Source organism: Mucilaginibacter gracilis, from assembly GCF_003633615.1.
Lineage (GTDB): Bacteria > Bacteroidota > Bacteroidia > Sphingobacteriales > Sphingobacteriaceae > Mucilaginibacter > Mucilaginibacter gracilis.
This window is the reverse complement of record NZ_RBKU01000001.1, coordinates 1924571-1944062: the sequence shown is the minus strand read 5'-3', so window position 1 is coordinate 1944062 and position 19492 is coordinate 1924571. Positions and strand designations below refer to the sequence as shown.

Here is a 19492-nt window from a genome sequence, read left to right as displayed (position 1 = left end):
GCGTCATAGCATGATTTGAGGCCTTTAGTTTGACCCTGTTCCGGGCTACTTTAAATATCATTCCCTCTGTAACGTATGGTGTCATGATTTCAATATGTTACAGCTCACCAAGTTTATTTCACTTTTAAACACCAATCTGCTTTACATTTGTTATTCATAAAAGCTTTATCAGTAAATGGAAAAAGAAATTAAAAACGAAGAACTTAAAATAGAATTAAGAACGCTTACCAAAGACGATTACTTAGGCTTAAAGGCCTCTATGATTGAAGCATACGCCGAATGGGAAGGCGCTTCCTATTGGGGAGAACCACATATCACCGAATTGGTTAAAATATTTCCTGAAGGCCAGATCTGCATATTAGTTAACGGATCGATTGCTGGCTGTGCGCTCTCGCTGATCGTAGATTATGACAAATTTGGCGATAACCATACCTATGCACAAATAACCGGCAATTATACATTTTCAACACATGATAAAGACGGAGATGTATTGTACGGCATTGACTTTTTTGTTCATCCAGACCACCGGGGTATGCGTATTGGTAGAAGGTTATATGATGCACGTAAAGAAATATGCGAAAGGCACAATCTCAGGGCGATTATCGCCGGGGGACGTATCCCCAAATACAAGGATTACGCCGATAAGCTGACGCCTAAAGCCTACCTGGAAAAAGTAAAAGGTAAAGAGATTCACGATCCAACTTTATCATTTCAATTAGCTAACGATTTCCACGTCAGGAAAATCTTAAAAGGCTATTTACCCGGTGATACGCAATCGCTTGAATACGCATCATTATTGGAGTGGAATAATATTTACTACAACGAGGAGGCAGCACATATCAACTCTAAAAAATCCATTATCCGGTTAGGATTGGTACAATGGCAAATGCGCCCATTTGAAAACCTGGAATCATTATGTGAACAGATCGAGTTTTTTGTGGATGTAATCAGTGACTACCAAAGTGATTTTGTTTTGTTCCCGGAATTGTTCAATGCACCGTTGATGACAGCTTATAATCATTTAGGTGGGGCTGATGCAATGCGCGAGATAGCCAAGTTCACTATCCCCTTGCGCGACAAATTTATGGAGTACGCCATCAGTTATAACATTAATATCATCACAGGCAGTATGCCCTACCTGGAAAACGGGGTGCTGCAAAATGTAGGATACCTTTGCCGCAGGGACGGTTCTTATGAAATGTACCGTAAAATTCACTTAACGCCGGCAGAACAAAGTGCCTGGGGAATGATAGGCGGTGATCAGATCACTACCTATGATACGGATTGCGGCAAGATTGGGATATTGATTTGCTATGATGTGGAATTTCCGGAACTACCCCGCCTGTTGGCCGAACAGGGTATGCAAATACTTTTTGTTCCTTTTATGACCGACACCCAAAACGGCTATACACGGGTTAGGAGCTGCGCGCAGGCCAGGGCTATTGAAAACGAGTGCTACGTAGCTATAGCCGGAAGTGTAGGTAATTTACCCAAAGTTCATAACATGGATATACAATATGCGCAGTCGGCAGTATTTACGCCTTCTGATTTTTCTTTTCCAAGTAACGGTATCAAAGCCGAAGCCACACCTAATACCGAAACAACTTTGATAGCCGACGTAGACGTAGATTTGTTAAAGGAACTTCATAATTTCGGCGCAGTTAGAAATTTAAAAGACAGAAGATTAGATATTTATAAAATTATAAATAAAAGTAAAAAATAGTCTCCTAATTTTATATTTTAAATTGCTTTAAAATTTCTACACATCTTTAAAACAAATGCAAAAAGCCTCAAATCTTTCAACTTGAGGCTTTTAACTTCCTGTGTAGCGGGAGCAGGACTCGAACCTACGACCTTCGGGTTATGAGCCCGACGAGCTACCAACTGCTCCATCCCGCATTATATTTATTTTATTCCATTGGGCCATTACCCCAAATTGTGTTGTTTATAACGGCCAACAATCCGTTTTATTTTAAAGTAAAAAGCCTTTAGTCTTGGCTAAAGGCTCTCTTCTTCTCTGGGTAGCGGGAGCAGGACTCGAACCTACGACCTTCGGGTTATGAGCCCGACGAGCTACCAACTGCTCCATCCCGCACTATAATTTTACTCATTTTCGCCTGGTTCATTACTCCAAATGAGGGCCCCAAATAATCAAAGTGCAATTTGTACCTTTTTTAATTGGGACTGCAAAGATATAATTCGTTTCTTTGCAGTGCAAATAAAATCACAAATATATTTTTACATGAGTCACCGCGCAGGTTTTGTAAGTATTATTGGCAAACCCAATGCAGGTAAGTCAACCCTGATGAACGCGCTTGTGGGCGAAAAAATGAGCATCATTACGCCCAAAGCACAAACAACACGTCATCGCATCCTCGGTATAGTTAACGGCGATGATTACCAGATTGTGTTTAGCGACACGCCCGGCATCATCAAACCGCACTACGCCCTGCAAGAAACCATGATGCACCAGGTATCGGGCTCGCTGGTTGATGCCGATATGGTGTTACTGGTTACCGATATTAACGAAAAGTACGACGAGGCCGACGTATTGGATAAACTGAAAGGCAGCCAGGCCCCGTTGGTGATACTGATTAACAAGATTGACAAAAGCGACCAGGAAACTGTTGAGAAAAAGATAGCTTACTGGCACGAAGCATTAAAACCCAAAGCTGTATTCGCTATTTCGGCACTGCACGATCATAATGTGAAGGCCGTAATGGATATGGTAATGGATAACCTGCCCGAGCACCCCGCTTATTACGAAAAAGATTTTTTAACCGACCGTAACGACCGCTTTTTTGCTTCGGAAATTATCCGCGAAAAAATATTTAAAATATACGAAAAGGAGATACCCTACAGTACCGAGGTAATTATAACCGCCTTTATTGAAGACCCTAAGATATACCGCATTAGTGCCGAAATCATCGTAGAGCGCGATTCGCAAAAAAACATCCTGATAGGTACCGGCGGCGAAATGCTTAAAAAAGTTGGTACCTACGCCCGTAAAGACATGGAAGAGTTTTTTCAGCGTAAGGTTTTTTTAGAGATGTTTGTTAAAGTAATAGCCGATTGGCGCAGTAAAAAAAATTACCTGAAAAAATTTGGGTACGAGGATTAAGTAAGATTTGAGATATTAGATTTGAGATTTGAGACCTTTTGCGGTTTGCTTATCCGCACCCTAAATATCTCCACAAAAATTAATTAGATTTGAATATAGCTTGTGATTGAGAACAAAACGTTCCATCTCACATCTCATATCTCACATCTCATATCTAAAAAAGCAATGAGTAACATAGTAGCTATAGTAGGCCGCCCAAATGTGGGTAAATCAACATTATTTAACCGTTTAATTGAGGCCCGTAAAGCCATTGTTGACGATTTTAGCGGCGTAACCCGCGACAGGCACTATGGCGTTAGTGAATGGACCGGGCATGATTTTACGGTAATTGATACCGGCGGTTATGTAGCCAATTCCGACGATGTTTTTGAGGCCGCCATACGCGAGCAGGTTTTAATTGCCATTGAAGAAGCCAGCGTTATTTTGTTTATGGTTGACGTAACAACCGGCATAACCGACCTTGACGACGAAATTGCTACCTTTTTACGCAAAAGCAAAAAGCCAGTATTTGTAGTATCAAACAAGGTGGATAACAATAGCCAGCAGGTTGAATCGGCCACGTTTTACGGCTTTGGCCTCGGCGAAATATACAACATTTCGGCCATGACGGGCTCCGGCACCGGCGAACTTTTAGATGAGGTTGTTAAAACCTTTGAGGATGTCCCGCTCGAGCAAAACACCCTGCCAAAATACACCATCGCCGGCAGGCCCAATGTAGGTAAATCATCAATTATCAATACCCTGCTCGGCCACGATCGTAATATCGTAACCCCAATTGCAGGCACCACGCGCGATTCTATCCACATCCATTACAACCAGTTCGGTCACGATTTTATGCTGATTGATACCGCCGGGATGCGTAAAAAAACCAAGGTTAAAGAAAACATTGAGTTTTACTCGGTAATGCGTACCATCAAAGCCATCGAAGAAAGCGACGTGGTTTTGCTGATGATTGACGCCGTTGAAGGCATTGAAGCGCAAGACATTAACATTTTCCACCTGGCCGAAAAAAACAAAAAAGGTATCGTAATTGTGGTTAACAAGTGGGATCTGATCGAAAAAAACAATAAAACGACCAAGGTTTTTGAAGAGATCATTCACCAAAAAATTGCCCCTTTTACCGATGTGCCTATCGTTTTCACCTCCGTTTTAGAGAAACAACGTATTTTTAAAGCCATAGAAGCGGCCAACAAAGTTTACGAAAACCGCAACAAAAAAATACCCACCTCAAAACTTAACGACGTAATGCTGCCCATTATAGAGAGCTTTCCGCCTCCCGCTATAAAAGGCAAATACGTAAAAATTAAATACGTAACCCAAATAAGCGGCATAGCACCCATGTTCGCCTTTTTCTGCAACCTGCCCCAATACATCAAAGAACCCTACATGCGCTTTATTGAAAACAAACTGCGCGAAAATTTCGATTTTCAAGGCGTACCAATACAGATTTTCTTTAGGCAGAAATAGGGAGGAAGATTCGGGGAAGAAGACTCAAGAGGTAAGAATCAGGAAACAAGATGCAATGTCGTTTAGTAAAGCGATTTAAGAATGCACCATCGGTGCAAAAGGTCGGTAGTTAATAATTGAATATTTGCATGCCGTAGGGTATGCCACCTAAACCGGTGTTGTACCTACGACTATCGCCCCCGTAAGCGTCCTCACTTGTGGAATTAGGCAGTTTATCCGATAATCTTAAATATACCAGTTAATTAGCACATTGAACATCATGCTGATTACTTAGTATTTGCCATAGGCTAGGCAGCGGGTAGGGGACGCTTACAGGAGGAGCCGTGGTGGTAAGTTTTTAATTATGTTAATACATATTGTTAGTAAAAGCAATGGGTGCCAATAAAACGCAATTCAACTTTGCCTTGCCTCCGCTTTCAAAATTTAACATGTGTTCCATTGCCATTTTGAGGTTAACATCCGCATTCCGTCGCACAATATGAATAGCACCATCCTTACCCACCGTTATCGAATCTTTTTTAGCAACTGTACAACCCACCGAATACGATAAAATAACGGGCAACAAAAACGTTCTGTCTTTTAACTGCGCCTTCTCTTGCTTGGTTAATTTCCATAATCCGTTTGTACTCATTATTGCGGTTTTAAGCTGCTGCTTAAATATAGCGGGGCCGCCTTTTGTAAAGTAAAGCGAATCGATATTACCTGCATCAGTAACCTTAAAACGAATAAATATAACCGTATTTGCACACGATGTATCGTTAGTTTGAGCACTTATTTTACACTTGTTTAAAATGTAAGCCCTGATATTTTCGGCTTTACCGGGCGATAACTCTTGCGCTTTAGCAAATGATATGTGTAAAAATAAAATGGCCCATACTATCCTTCCTTTCATAATACGATGCAAGGCTATCATAACTTCTTTAATGATTCACTATAGCTGTGGTCGCTATGTTTATTTGCGAACTATCCTTTACAATAATAGCAGGTTTACCCTCATAAAAAACAATATTTCCAGATATGGTTGCATCTTTACCGGGCCACCTACTAACAGGATAACCTTGAAATTTTTTGTCAGCACCTTTAATAACAACCGTTAGCACCTGACCGGGGAAGTAACCGCCGATAAACAGTAAAGTAGTATCAGTACCCGGTTTCAATTTTACATCATTGATATGATCGATAACGGTAACCCATTTTGCCGAGTTTTTATATACCTCCAGCGAATGGGGATGGTACAATAAAGCTTGAGCGTTACTTTTTGATATAGTAAAAAAGCACAACAATAACAGGATGTTTTTATAGTCCATACTTTTCAACCTAATTAATGTACAGCACCCGTCCGCACAGGGCGCAACACGGTACAATTTAAAAGCTCTAATTTACCATCAGTAAAATTCAGAATATCCCACAACGCATCGCCAAAAAGTTGCATATCGGCTTCAACATTTACGTATGGCTTGGGTTTAGTACTATCAGGTGTATTTTTACTAATGCCGGAGAAATCACACCCAAGATTATAATAAAACTCAAATGGAAGCAAATACGTTTGATTAGCAGCAAAATGGAGATTCATTTGTTTTATACTGGGCTCTATAATTTTAAAAGAATTAGCCAGGCCATCTATAATAAACTGCGGTGTATTTTTGGTATATCCAATATTTGTAAACTTTCCATTTTCATTGATTTGAAAATGAATAAATACGCACGATTTAATGCAAGCTTGATTTAAAGAAGAAGCATCGGGATTATAGTTCTTAAATAACAGCCAGGTTATTTTATTTATATCCGAATCTTCAGATTTTGATTGTGCATGCGCAGTCATTACAACTAAACTTAATGCCCAAATTAAAAACAGTTTTCGCATGATATTAAGGTTTAGCGCATGTAGTCCCATAAATTCCTGCCATATAAAGATCATACACTCCCGCTGGTTCCTTTATTTTATATATGTTTTTTAATGCATCGTAATAGGCAGGCAAGCCTCCGCCGTTCTTAGTCCAATAATCCGATAATCCACTTAGCACTAATGGGTATGCATCTTCAAGCTTCATGCCATAACTATCTACCACCTTATCGTCTATAGCTTCAGCAAACGCCTTCGCTTTTGGGACGTAGGCGATTTGTTAATTAATGATCGGATCATCATAAATACTCGTTAGAATTTCGTCAACGTAAACATTTTTTTGCTTGTCTTTACTATGTTTGATTTTATATTGGTTGTAGATCTTTTCAGCACTTGGATGTTTATAATTTACAGGTTGCGGTATATCGCAATTGTTAACTCTCTGATTTTCGATACTATAGAAAAAAACCAATGACCGGTTTCGCATATTTAAACCACTATTAAAATGATATCCCTTTAAGAATTGAAAACTGTTAATCAAATCATTTGATACTTTATTTTCTATATGATAATCAATTATCTCGCTTTTTCCGTCCGTTTTAACTTTTACAATTGCGTATTGCCATGTACATACACGTTTAACAGTTTCAGGTGGTTTAAAATGTGTGCTCACAAAATCCAAAAATGAAGTATAGTTTGCGCCTGGCAATAAAACAAAAAACAATAGCGTAATTTTCATTTGAATGAGTTTCATCGTAAATTTAAATTAGTGATTGCACGGTGTGCCAGAGCTTCCATCTCTAAAAGTAGTGTTGTTATTTAAATAAAAATTAAGCATTGAATTATCCGCACTACTGATAAATGCTACTGTATCTGTTAGTCCACCGTAAGCTAACGATTTCTGATCAAATTCGGTCATTCTTGGATATATTGATTGGAGCGCAGACATAAACCATGGCAGATATTCTTTAACCATAACTTCGTGATCAAATGTAGCTGTACTATATATCGTTCTAAAATACGCGTGTAGTACTTCGTGTAAAATTGTTGCCGTTATAAATTCTTGTGACGCCCCTGATAAACTTGAATTAAGTTCGATCTGTAATGACATCTTGCTCACGTTTATCAATCTTTGTTGCCCAGAGTCGTATGTTCCATTTCTATCTATAACATTGGTTACGCCGGAAAGACTCGGTGCTAATGTACCGTCAATGAACTCTAAGTTAAAATTTGTATTACTATTAAATATTCCATTCATCGATTTATTTAAGTCAAGTTGTATATTCCTTGAAATAGCAGCCGCAACCATTGCGCGCAAACAAGGATCTAATACATTATTTACAATAGTCACCACAGCCGGGTCTGCAACCTTCGGGTTGCACGGATCAGGATTCGGGTTTGGAGGTGGGAACCCATCGTCGCCACCACCGTCTGGCGGTGGTAAAGGGATCACGTTAACATGCAGCTTTCCGGTAGTTATCGATTCTACCATAGTAGTATCAATACTACTGGGTGGGCAACGCGGCGGTATCGTTGGTGGAGTACCGGAGTCACCGGAGTTGTCACCCGGGTCACCATTATCACACAGTGTATACAAAAAATCTACGCTTAATATTTCACCTGTCTCAGTATCCCAAACCACCAAATAATAATCGGTACATTTAGGTGGTGCTGCTACGTTGTCTGTTTTTAAATTGCCGCTTGTGCTCTGTGTTGTTTGGCTGCTGGTAGTGCCCGGTGTAATAATATGCCCGTTTTTATAAGCGTAGCCCCTAACGTAGTCACCTTTTGGTGTTGTATAAATTACAAGGCCACTAAAATCAGCTTCATGCTTGCTATAGGTGTTGCGGTCTAACTTGGTTAAATCCCCTTTTAAATATGCCGAATCTGCAATAACAGTCATTACATAAGCCTGGTAATTTGCACCATCGTTTATAATGAGATAACTGCTCCGGCTATATTCCTTTTTGGCATAGTCCTTATTTGTAGCTATGTTACGTAAAGACGATAAAATTTTATGCGAAGGATCTATAGCTGTTTCTATTACAGCCTGATTGTATCGTGAATATTTTTTTGTGCGGTGCCAATCTGGCCTGATAATCTGGCTCAGATCAGCTTTGTGGACTCCGCCTTTGTTGCCAAAAGTGGTTAACGACTGGCTGTTGTTGGTATTAATACTTATCGGGTTTGCGGCATTGTACCAAGCCATTGCCCTTTGTATCTCGGGGTCGGCAATGTCGGTATAATCCACATCACTGTTTTTGCGACAGCTATTAACAACAAAAGCCAAGAGTAAAAGCAATAAAACAGAACCCGTTTTGACGAGTAAGCCTTTAGTAAAAACGTTCTTCATTGAGTAAATGGTAGTTAGTGTACAACAAATATAAATGATTATTATATTTGTTGTATATAATAACTAAGCTTTTTTAATACCACTCAACATAATAATATTACAAACTTAATAAGTTTAATTTGATTAGCCTTAAACGTGTTGTGCGATTAAAAACAAAGCATATTTAAGATGATTTAGTGATTTGCTTTCGCAAGTATGCAGCATCTAAAGGGCGGCTTAATTGTGTATCCACATTATCTTAAACAACGCTCATCCCTACCCTACTGCAAACGTCTTCACTTGTGGACGTTTGCGGTCTCAGCCCAACAATAAATATCATATCGATACAAATAATTAATTAGCATACACCGCACAAGCGGTAGCTGGGCGGCATATCATTCCTCCAAAATTGCCCTCTGCCAATAACTAATACTCGCTCAATTCCCGCTCGTGTCTTTAGTTACTACAACACTGGCTACAGTTTGCCAGTTGCTGATAACCTGGTCAAAAAATGGTTCTTCGGCAGATCCGCCTTTCCAAATAACGTAGGTTCTTTTGCTATCGGCACCAACATAGGCGTGGGCTGTTTGCAACAATCGGTTTGTTATTCCTGTTAAAACTTTACTGAGGTCGAAGTTAAAGGTAACTTTATAATTATCAGACGGATCAATTACAATATCAGTAACGGCAAGGTTAGCTACAAACGGAAAAGAACTTCCTACCAATACACTGTCTTTTCCTCCACTGGTATTTGTAAATAATCCCTTGAGATTAAAGGCCATTTCGGACTTTAACGACTTTTTACAAAACATTTTTACACTCACGTTTTTGTACGACCCTACAGGCAATTGAAAAATGCCGGCCAGGGCACCCGCATTAAAAATATTCAGGTTTTTTTCAACCGTTATTGTGGTATCAAGCAGTCTGTTACTCTGCCCAACAAACTCAACCTTTTCAACATACACAGATGCCGAAGCCCAGTTTACAGCAACCGTGCTGTCGACTATGGCCATTGTGGTGATGCCCGTAGCAGGTTTAATGCTTACACCTGTTTTGGCACCCGCAACCGAAGCTGCAGCAAAATAAGAAATTTTACCATAAGCCGAATTGCTTTTTTGGGGCTGTTCATTTCCTTTTTTACAAGAAATTAATGCAGAAGAAATTAAAAACACACCAAAGGCATATTTTGATAATAAAGACATAGGTTTCATCCCGACTTATTTTGAGGTTAAATCAAGCCAAATATATTAAATATTACAAATCCTAATATTATCTTTTTATAAAATTATAATCAAGTTAAGCGTTATTGCATACTCAAGTATGGAGCCTCCTAAGCATCGTCTTAAATGTGTCTAACCTTGTTTTATAACAACGCGCATCCCCCTACTTCACCGCCTCAATGGCCGCTTTCAAAGTTTCATCGTCGTGGTTGAGGGTTTTAAAATAGGCTACATCTCCCCATTTAAAGCGGGCGGCCATGGCTTTTAGTTGCAGGCAAATACCGGCGCGGGAGCGTTTAATTTCTTCCGAATCGAGCTGTTTTAGGGTTTTGGTGGCGTAAACAATAAAGTTGGTTAGTTCGTCGTCGGTAACGCGGTAGTTGCTGGCAAAGGCTTCGTAGTTGGGGTATTGGGCTAACTTCGGCTGCATTTTTTGCAGCACATAGCCCATAAAAAGCTGCTTATCGTTAAGGTCGTAAAGCAGGCGGGTATTGCTCATGGTATCTGCCGGTACAAAAACATCGGGCATAATGCCGCCGCCGCTATAAACCTTGCGCCCGTTGGCGGTGTGGTATTTGGCTGGTGTTTTAAACAAGCTATCGTCCATATTATTTTTGGCCGAAAACAGTTCACCTTTTTGCATACGGGCCGCCAGTTCGTTATGGTAATTTTCAATGCCTCCTTTGTACGATTTTTGTATCGACCTGCCCGACGGTGTATAATACCTTGCCACCGTTAAGTTAATTGCCGAGCCATCGTTAAAGCCAAACTGCTCCTGCACCAGCCCTTTACCAAACGAGCGTCGGCCAACAATGGTTGCGCGGTCCAAATCCTGCATGGCACCGGCCAGTATCTCGCTTGCCGAGGCCGAATATTCATCAATCATAATGGCAACTTTTCCTTTCTCAAAAGCACCGCTATCGGTACTAAAATAATCGGTGCGGGGTTCGTGCCTTCCCTTGGTATACATAATTAACTTACCTGCGGGTAAAAACTCATCGGCCATAGCGGTGGCAGCGCTCAGGTATCCGCCGCCGTTGTTGCGCAGGTCCAGCGTTAGTCCGGTCATGCCTTCGGTTTTTAGTTGGGCCAGGGCCTTCTTAAAATCACGGTCGGTGGTGGCGGCAAACTTACTTATTTTAATATAGCCCGTTTGCGGTGCTACCATATAGGCGGCATCAAGGCTGCTTAACTCCACGTGGCCGCGTTTAAGGGTATAATTAATAAGCTTTGCAGTATTATTGTGCAGCAGGCCAAGTTGCAGTTCGCTATCTTTAGGACCGGTAAAAACGCGGTGTATACCTTCGGTAGTTAAGTGGGTGCCTGCAAATTTTTCGCCGTTAAGGGTAACAATACGGTCGCCGCCGCGTATTCCGGCTTTTGCTGCCGGGCCGCCGGGGTAAACCTGGGTAACAAACAAAGTGTCGTTTAATAACTGGTACTCAATGCCAACGCCATCAAAACCACCACTTAATTTTTGATTGACCGATTGCGCCCGCTGCGGCTGCAAATAAACCGAATGCGGGTCGAGGTTTTGTAAAAACTGGTTAACGGTTTCGCCCTCAAGGCTATCAATATTAACCGAATCAACATACCGGTTATGCACCAGCCGCACCACGCTGGCCAGCTTATTATCATTATTAAAATAAAAACTATGGCCGCGTATAAGGTAATTATTTAAATAAATTCCTATTATAGCCCCAACAAGCAACAATATAAGCGTGCGTAATATGTTTAATAATGTGTTATTCATGGGTGCTACGGGCTGCTAATTTAAACAATGCATTGCTTAGGCAATAATTTTTATAGTATAGAACGTTAAGTATCTGAAAATTTACCGATTTTTGCTAAACAAGAATTGAACGTGGAAATAATTACAGAAAAGGAATCGCACTATCATAACCTTGAAAAAATGTCTGTTGCCGAAATATTGCACAGCATTAATCAGGAAGACAAATCGGTACCGGATGCCGTTGAAAAAGCGATACCGCAGTTAGAAAAATTGGTTGCCATAACAGCCGAAAGGATGAGAAACGGCGGCAGGTTGTTTTACATAGGTGCCGGCACCAGCGGCAGGTTGGCTATTGTTGATGCATCCGAATGCCCGCCAACTTATGGCGTGCCCTTTGATTGGGTTATCGGTATTATTGCCGGTGGCGATAGTGCCATACGCAAAGCCGTTGAATTTGCCGAAGATGATGCCGAACAAGCCTGGAAAGACTTGCAGGAATACAACATTACCGATAAGGATGTTTTGGTAGGCATAGCGGCATCGGGCACTACGCCTTATGTTGTTGGCGGCTTGCAGGCAGCTAACCAAAACAATGTGGTTACAGGCTGTATTGTTTGTAACGAAGGTGGCCCCATAGCCCACGAGGCGCAATACCCCGTAGAAGTGGTTACCGGCCCCGAGTTTGTAACCGGCTCAACCCGCATGAAAGCCGGCACGGCTCAAAAACTGGTTTTAAATATGCTCAGTACATCGGTAATGGTACAACTGGGCCGCGTTAAGGGCAATAAAATGGTTGATATGCAACTATCAAACCATAAACTGATTGACAGGGGAACCCGCATGGTAATGGATGCCACCGGTGCCGACGAGCAAACTGCCGCAAACCTGCTTGAAAAATATGGCAGCGTGCGCAAAGCCGTTGATGAATACATGCAAATGCATTAAATGTGCAGGTGTGCAAACTAATAAATAAAAGCTGTTTGGGATAAGTTTTGATTCCTGATTCTTTTAAAAAGTGAAGCTGGATAAAATGATAAAAACGGTAAAAAACGGTCTTGATTCTTATATCTTGACTCTTGTTTCTTTTTTAACATGCACGAGATAGAACCATATTACCGTTGGAGAGACGATTACATAGCATCAGAAGACGAGCTTTCGCCTTTTTATGCCACCGAATACAGTGAATTTGAGTTTGATAAGCAGGTATACAACTATTTACTGCACCCACAGTGGGATTCGTTTGGCTCAAACACCCTATACCTCAAAGTACTTTATACCGATTACGACCGCAATTACAGCATCATAGAGTTTATTGGCGAATGGAACGATGCCATTGATAACGATGTAATGCTGCTTAAACGCGAAATTATTGAGGTGATGATAAACGAAGGCATCAATAAATTTATATTGATAGGCGAAAACATCTTAAACTTCCACTCGTCCGACGATTGTTATTACGAGGAGTGGTTTCAGGAAGTTGAAGATGGCTGGATAGCGGGTATTAACTTTAGGGACCATGTTATTGATGAGTTTAAACAAAACAACATCGATTATTACATCAACTTCGGCGGTGCATTAGACGACCTGAACTGGCGCACCTTAAAACCCGTGCAAGTATTTAAAAAAGTAGAAGAACAACTGGTAAAACGGTTGAATTAATATCTAAGAGTTTTACTAAATTTGAGCCTGAACCATTAGGCAAACATTAATTAATTTTATACAAATGGAAGAGCAAAAAATAAATTACAGATACGATAGTGTAATACAATTAGACGAAACCGCATCGTCACGCAGATTTTTATCAGGCGTATTTACCTGGATGTTTGCAGCATTAGGTATCTCTGCATTGGTAAGCTATTATTTTACAGGAAGCGAAGCCTTGTTAAAACTGATATTCGACCCAATTACCGGCGGACTAACCGGCTTAGGCTATCTTGCTATTTTTTCACCGGTAATTTTTGCGCTGTTAATGCAAATAGCTTACAATAAAATAGCTTACCCTATACTGGTTTTGCTATTTGTTACCTATGCCACTTTAATCGGCATCAGCTTTAGCTTAATATTTTTAGCCTATTCGGCAACGGCTATATTCGGTGTTTTCATAACAACATCGCTTGTTTTTGGTATTATGGCCATTGCGGGGTATTACACCCATCAAGACTTAACCAAAATGGGTACAATTCTTTACACCATATTTATTGGCCTGTTTATAGCATTCATGGTAAACTTCTTTATCGGTAGTGCCGCTTTAGATTATATTTTAAGCTGCATTGGTGTTGTAGTATTTGTTGGCCTAACGGCTTACAAGGTACAAATGTTAAAACGCATAGGCTCGGGTATGGAATATGGCAGCTTGCCTTCAAAAAAGTTAGCTTTAATTGGCGGCCTTCAATTGTACATTACATTTATTAACTTGTTTATGATGTTACTCCGCCTATTTGGAGGTAGCAGAAGATAATTTCAACAAAATATCAACTCAAAGCCTCCGCCAAAGCGGGGGCTTTGTTGTTTAGGCCGGTGTCGGTCGCTATGGTCAAACCAATGTCTTATCTTAACTCCGGGCTTGGTGTGTTAGTGCGTCGCTCTTGCATCTCTGCCTTTTATTGTGCAACTTTGCGCTGCTTATAGAGAAAGACGGAGGGATTAGACCCTGCGATGTCTTAGCAACCTGTACTTACAAGGTGCTACATTCTACTTAAACCACACTTCGCGGTTTAGGACAGATAAGCGAAAGTCAACACCAATGCCCGACTTTTCGATATAAGCTTGTTTACGTATTGCGATTTGAGTATTGCGTATTGCGATTTTAAGCGAGGCTAAAACCCTTTGTTCAACTTCGTAAAGCTCATCTCATTACGCAATACGCAGTACTCAATACAAAACATGGATATCAGACAACAATTACAAAAACGCATTCTCATTATCGACGGGGCTATGGGCACCATGATACAACGGTATCAGCTCACCGAAGCCGACTTTCGTGGGGAACGTTTTAAAAATCATCATTCGGATTTACAGGGCAATAACGACCTGCTTAACATAACACGCCCCGATATTATTAAGGCCATACATGCCGAATACCTGGAGGCTGGTGCCGATATTATTGAAACCAATACCTTTAGCACACAGGTAATATCCCTTGCCGATTATAAACTGGAAGAACTGGCTTACGAACTGAGCTACGAAGGCGCACGCCTTGCCCGCCAGGTAGCCGAAGAATATACCCTTAAAACCCCCGATAAACCCCGCTTTGTTGCCGGAGCCATCGGTCCAACCAATCGTACAGCATCACTATCACCCGATGTTAACGACCCTGGTTACCGCGCCGTTACGTTTGATGATTTGGTTGATGCCTATTACACACAGGTACGCGGCCTGGTTGATGGCGGTTCGGACGTACTGCTCATCGAAACCATATTTGATACCCTTAACGCCAAGGCAGCCATTTTCGCCATTAAAAAGTACGAAGATGAGTGTATAGCTACCGGTAAAGATTATCCTGCCTTCCGCAAAACGGGCGGCATCATGATCTCCGGCACCATTACCGATGCCTCGGGACGTACCTTATCCGGGCAAACCGTTGAAGCCTTTTGGAACTCCATACGCCATGCCAACTTACTTTCGGTAGGTTTAAATTGCGCTTTGGGTGCTAAAGATATGCGCCCGCATATTGAAGAATTATCCGCAAAAGCGGGCGTATATATTTCGGCCTATCCTAATGCCGGTTTACCCAACGAGTTTGGCGCCTATGACGAGGCTCCACACGAAACCGCCCATTTGGTTGAAGATTTTATGCAAGCGGGTTTAGTCAACATTGTTGGCGGTTGTTGCGGCACAACTCCCGATCACATCAGTTGCATTGCAAAAAAAGCTTACAATTTCCCCCCCAGGCCCATCCCCGTTATTGAAAATAACATGCGCCTGAGTGGTTTAGAAGCTATTACCCTCACCGCCGAAAGCAATTTTGCCAACGTGGGCGAGCGTACCAATATTACCGGATCGCCAAAGTTTAGCAAGCTTATTTTAGCCGAAGATTACGAAGGTGCCTTAGTGGTTGCCCGCCAGCAAGTTGAAGGCGGTGCCCAGGTAATTGATGTAAACATGGACGAGGGGATGATTGATTCGGAAGCCGCCATGACTAAGTTCATGAATTTAATAGCCTCTGAGCCCGATATTGCCAAGCTGCCCATCATGGTCGATTCCAGTAAATGGAGCGTAATAGAGGCTGGCTTAAAGTGCCTACAGGGCAAGGGTATTGTAAACTCCATTTCGCTAAAAGAGGGCGAGGATAAATTCCGCGAATCGGCCCGTAAAATTATGGCTTACGGTGCAGCTACCGTTGTGATGGCGTTTGACGAAACCGGGCAGGCCGATAGTTTGGCCCGTCGTATCGAAATTTGCCAACGCAGCTACAACATACTGGTTAACGAAGTTGGCTTCCCTCCCGAAGATATTATTTTCGACCCCAATATTTTAACAGTTGCCACCGGACTGGAAGAACACAACAACTACGCGGTTGATTTTATTGGAGCCACCCGCTGGATAAAGCAAAACCTGCCGCATGCCAAGGTTAGCGGTGGCGTAAGTAACATATCGTTCTCGTTTAGGGGTAACAATACTGTGCGCGAGGCCATGCACTCGGCCTTTTTATACCACGCCATACAGGCCGGTATGGATATGGGTATTGTTAACGCCGGGATGCTGGAAGTTTACGAAGAAATACCTAAACCACTTTTAGAGCTGGTTGAAGATGTTTTACTAAACCGCCGCGCCGATGCTACCGAACGCCTGGTTGAATATGCCGATACCGTAAAAAGCAAAGGCAAAGAGATTGTTAAGGATGAAGAATGGCGTAAAGACCCGGTTGAAAAACGCCTTTCGCACGCGCTGGTAAAAGGAATTATCGAATATCTGGACGATGATGTAGAGGAGGCCCGCCAAAAATACGCCAAACCCTTAGAGGTTATTGAGGGCCCGCTAATGGACGGTATGAACATTGTTGGCGACTTATTTGGTGCAGGCAAAATGTTTTTGCCGCAGGTAGTAAAATCTGCCCGGGTTATGAAAAAGGCTGTGGCCTACCTGCTGCCTTTTATAGCCGCCGAAAAGGCCCGCGTACTTGCCGCAGGCGAAGGTGCCGATAACGAGCGCAGCAATGCCGGTAAAATACTAATGGCAACCGTAAAAGGCGATGTGCACGATATTGGTAAAAACATTGTAGGCGTAGTACTGGCCTGCAATAACTTCGAAATTATTGATCTGGGCGTAATGGTTCCGGCTCATAAAATTATTGAGGAAGCCAAAAAGCAAAACGTTGATATTATTGGCCTGAGCGGTTTAATTACCCCATCGCTTGATGAAATGGTACATTTTGCCAAAGAAATGGAGCGCGAAGGTTTTACTATTCCGTTAATTATTGGCGGGGCAACTACCTCGCGCATACACGCGGCTGTAAAAATAGATCCTAATTATTCGGGCCCGGCAATTCACGTTTTAGATGCTTCACGCAGCGTTACCGTGTGCAGCAACCTGATGAACAAAGACAACCGCGATGCCTACATACAAGGCATTAAAGATGAATACGCCAAAGCCAGGGAAGCACATTTAAACAAAAAGAACGACAAGCGTTTTGTTAGCATTGCCGATGCCCGCAAACAAAAAATAGAACTCGATTTAAGTGCCATACCGCCCAAACCTAGCTTTTTAGGCACTAAAGTTATTGAGGCATATCCTTTGGAAGATTTGGTACCCTATATTGACTGGACACCGTTTTTCCATACCTGGGAACTTCGCGGAAGCTACCCTAAAATATTTGACGACAAGGTGGTTGGTGTTGAAGCCAAAAAGCTTTACGATGATGCTCAGGCTTTATTGAAAGAAATTGTAGCCAACAAACTATTGCAGGCAAACGGTGTAATTGGCTTTTGGGCGGCAAACAGTGTTGGCGATGACATTGAGTTGTATACCGATGATACCCGTACCCAAGTATTATCAACCATTTACACACTTCGCCAGCAGGCCGAAAAGGTAAAGGGCGAGCCATATTATGCCCTGTCGGATTTTATAGCACCTAAACAAAGTGGTGTTGCCGACTATTGGGGCGGCTTTGCCGTAACGGCAGGTATTGGCTGCGACGAGATGGTTGCCAAATACGAAGCCGACCACGACGATTATAACAGCATTATGGCCAAAGCCCTTGCCGACCGTTTAGCCGAAGCCTTTGCCGAAAAAATGCACCAACTGGTACGTACAGATTACTGGGGCTACGCCGCCGACGAAAGCTTAGGCAGCGACGACCTGATTAAAGAAAAATACCAGGGCATACGCCCTGCACCCGGTTACCCGGCCTGCCCGGACCATACCGAAAAAACAACCTTATTTGAATTGCTAAAAGCCGAAGACAACGCCAAAATGCATCTCACCGAAAGCCTGGCCATGACGCCAGCAGCATCGGTAAGTGGTTTTTACTTTGCACACCCCCAGGCCCGTTACTTTGGCTTAGGCAAAATAAGCAAAGACCAGGTTGTGGACTACGCCCAAAGAAAAGGTGCCGATTTGGAAGTAACCGAACGCTGGTTGAGCCCTAATATTAATTATTAGTGGCATTTCATTGCGAGGTACGAAGCAATCGCACGGAAGCAAAGCGAACCTGCAAAGCCGCTCTGTAAAGCAAGCGGTTGCTTCGTACCTCGCAATGACACTTGATGGGAATATCAAACACTTAAAAACTTGTTGTTCCCTGAAAATGACATAGTTTTATATATAATTGTACATTAAAGAATTAAAGCCCCTTTAGGGGTTTGGGGTTTATGAAAATAACAGAACACATCGCCAACGCAAACGGCAAAACATTATTCTCGTTCGAGCTTTTGCCACCAATAAAGGGCCAGAGCATACAAGGCATTTATAACGCCATCGACCCGTTGATGGAGTTAAAACCACCCTTTATTGATGTTACCTCGTTGCGCGAAGATCATATTTATAAAGAGCACGAAAACGGGCTGCTCGAAAAACTCATTACCCGCAAACGCCCCGGCACCGTTGCCGTTTGTGCAGCCATCATGAATAAGTATAAGGTTGATGCCGTTCCGCATTTAATATGTGGTGGCTTTACCAAGGAAGAAACCGAATACGCACTCATCGACCTCCAGTTTTTAGGTATCGATAACGTACTGGTGCTTCGCGGCGACGCCCGCAAAGCCGAATCGGGCTTTGTACCCACCGTTGGCGGCCATGCTTACGCCACCGATTTGTTAGGCCAGGTAGTAAACATGAACAATGGCATGTACCTGCACGATACCGGCCCAACATCATACAAAACCGATTTTTGCATAGGCGTTGCCGGTTATCCCGAAAAGCACTTTGAAGCTCCAAACCTAAAAACCGATTTTAAATATCTGAAACAAAAGGTTGATATGGGCGCAGGCTTTATTGTAACCCAAATGTTTTTCGATAATCAAAAGTATTTCGATTTTGTAAACAATTGCCGCGCCAATGGCATTACCGTACCCATTATACCAGGCTTAAAACCCATCACGGTGTCCAAGCAGTTAATAAGCCTGTCTAAAATATTCCATATTGATATACCCGAAGCATTAAGCGAAGCCATTACCGATTGCAAATCCGAAAAAGACGTAAAAGAAGTTGGTATTGAGTGGATGATAAAGCAATGTAAAGAGCTGGTGCAATTTGGCGTACCTGTATTGCACTTTTACACCATGGGCAACCCGGAGCCAACTAAACGCATAGCGCAGGCGGTATTTTAATTATAAGGTTA

The 19492-nt window shown here is 42.2% G+C and carries 15 protein-coding genes, 2 tRNA genes and 1 riboswitch; of the genes, 8 read left to right on the top strand and 9 right to left on the bottom strand.

Features of this window, described 5'->3' with window-relative positions; all coding sequences use genetic code 11:
• Nucleotides 1–175 precede the first annotated feature (175 nt).
• Entirely contained in the window at nt 176–1723 is a 1548-nt protein-coding gene (locus tag BDD43_RS08360; protein WP_121197247.1) for a bifunctional GNAT family N-acetyltransferase/carbon-nitrogen hydrolase family protein, read from the top strand.
• 103 nt (nt 1724–1826) lie between these two features.
• On the opposite strand, the gene BDD43_RS08355 is transcribed toward BDD43_RS08360, so the two are convergent.
• Both BDD43_RS08355 and BDD43_RS08350 read right to left on the bottom strand, forming a co-directional pair.
• Nucleotides 1827–1899, bottom strand: a tRNA-Met gene (locus BDD43_RS08355).
• Nucleotides 1900–2018: 119 nt separating this feature from the next.
• Nucleotides 2019–2095: transfer RNA gene (locus BDD43_RS08350), tRNA-Met, on the bottom strand.
• Nucleotides 2096–2242: 147 nt separating this feature from the next.
• Here BDD43_RS08350 and era point away from each other — a divergent pair.
• Nucleotides 2243–3121, top strand: a complete 879-nt coding sequence (era, locus tag BDD43_RS08345; protein ID WP_121201930.1) for a GTPase Era — start codon at nt 2243–2245, stop codon at nt 3119–3121.
• 165 nt (nt 3122–3286) lie between these two features.
• A complete protein-coding gene (gene der / locus BDD43_RS08340) occupies nt 3287–4588 on the top strand; it encodes a ribosome biogenesis GTPase Der (RefSeq protein WP_121197246.1) in 1302 nt (433 codons plus the stop codon).
• A gap of 346 nt (nt 4589–4934) precedes the next feature.
• Here der and BDD43_RS08335 read toward each other — a convergent pair whose 3' ends face one another.
• The 7 genes from BDD43_RS08335 to BDD43_RS08300 all read right to left on the bottom strand — a co-directional run bounded on the left by BDD43_RS08335 (nt 4935) and on the right by BDD43_RS08300 (nt 11736).
• Nucleotides 4935–5480 carry a hypothetical protein gene (locus BDD43_RS08335; RefSeq protein ID WP_121197245.1) on the bottom strand — a complete coding sequence of 182 codons (546 nt, stop codon included), beginning with the start codon at nt 5478–5480 and terminating at the stop codon, nt 4935–4937.
• 28 nt (nt 5481–5508) lie between these two features.
• Nucleotides 5509–5895: a hypothetical protein gene (locus tag BDD43_RS08330; protein WP_121197244.1), complete on the bottom strand. Its 387-nt coding sequence runs from the start codon at nt 5893–5895 to the stop codon at nt 5509–5511.
• Between the two features lie 14 nt (nt 5896–5909).
• Nucleotides 5910–6452: a hypothetical protein gene (locus tag BDD43_RS08325; RefSeq protein ID WP_121197243.1), complete on the bottom strand. Its 543-nt coding sequence runs from the start codon at nt 6450–6452 to the stop codon at nt 5910–5912.
• A 259-nt stretch (nt 6453–6711) separates the two neighbouring features.
• Complete coding sequence (locus BDD43_RS08315; RefSeq protein WP_147425592.1) at nt 6712–7185, bottom strand: hypothetical protein; 474 nt, start codon at nt 7183–7185, stop codon at nt 6712–6714.
• Nucleotides 7186–7197: 12 nt separating this feature from the next.
• The gene (locus BDD43_RS08310) at nt 7198–8784 is read right to left on the bottom strand and encodes a hypothetical protein (protein ID WP_121197240.1); all 1587 of its coding nucleotides are present in this window, start codon (nt 8782–8784) and stop codon (nt 7198–7200) included.
• A gap of 416 nt (nt 8785–9200) precedes the next feature.
• Nucleotides 9201–9965 (bottom strand): hypothetical protein, encoded by a 765-nt coding sequence (locus BDD43_RS08305; protein ID WP_246001496.1) that lies wholly within the window; start codon nt 9963–9965, stop codon nt 9201–9203.
• 181 nt (nt 9966–10146) lie between these two features.
• Nucleotides 10147–11736 (bottom strand): S41 family peptidase, encoded by a 1590-nt coding sequence (locus tag BDD43_RS08300; RefSeq protein WP_121197238.1) that lies wholly within the window; start codon nt 11734–11736, stop codon nt 10147–10149.
• A gap of 111 nt (nt 11737–11847) precedes the next feature.
• Here BDD43_RS08300 and murQ point away from each other — a divergent pair, with 111 nt between their 5' ends.
• The 5 genes from murQ (at nt 11848) to metF (ending at nt 19481) form a co-directional block, all read left to right on the top strand.
• A complete protein-coding gene (murQ, locus tag BDD43_RS08295) occupies nt 11848–12660 on the top strand; it encodes an N-acetylmuramic acid 6-phosphate etherase (protein WP_121197237.1) in 813 nt (270 codons plus the stop codon).
• 147 nt (nt 12661–12807) lie between these two features.
• Complete coding sequence (locus tag BDD43_RS08290) at nt 12808–13374, top strand: hypothetical protein (RefSeq protein WP_121197236.1); 567 nt, start codon at nt 12808–12810, stop codon at nt 13372–13374.
• 64 nt (nt 13375–13438) lie between these two features.
• The gene (locus tag BDD43_RS08285) at nt 13439–14173 is read left to right on the top strand and encodes a Bax inhibitor-1/YccA family protein (protein ID WP_121197235.1); all 735 of its coding nucleotides are present in this window, start codon (nt 13439–13441) and stop codon (nt 14171–14173) included.
• A 161-nt stretch (nt 14174–14334) separates the two neighbouring features.
• Nucleotides 14335–14445, top strand: a riboswitch (SAM riboswitch).
• A 153-nt stretch (nt 14446–14598) separates the two neighbouring features.
• Complete coding sequence (gene metH, locus BDD43_RS08280; RefSeq protein ID WP_121197234.1) at nt 14599–18315, top strand: methionine synthase; 3717 nt, start codon at nt 14599–14601, stop codon at nt 18313–18315.
• A gap of 209 nt (nt 18316–18524) precedes the next feature.
• The gene (gene metF, locus BDD43_RS08275) at nt 18525–19481 is read left to right on the top strand and encodes a methylenetetrahydrofolate reductase [NAD(P)H] (RefSeq protein ID WP_121197233.1); all 957 of its coding nucleotides are present in this window, start codon (nt 18525–18527) and stop codon (nt 19479–19481) included.
• Nucleotides 19482–19492: the final 11 nt, after the last annotated feature.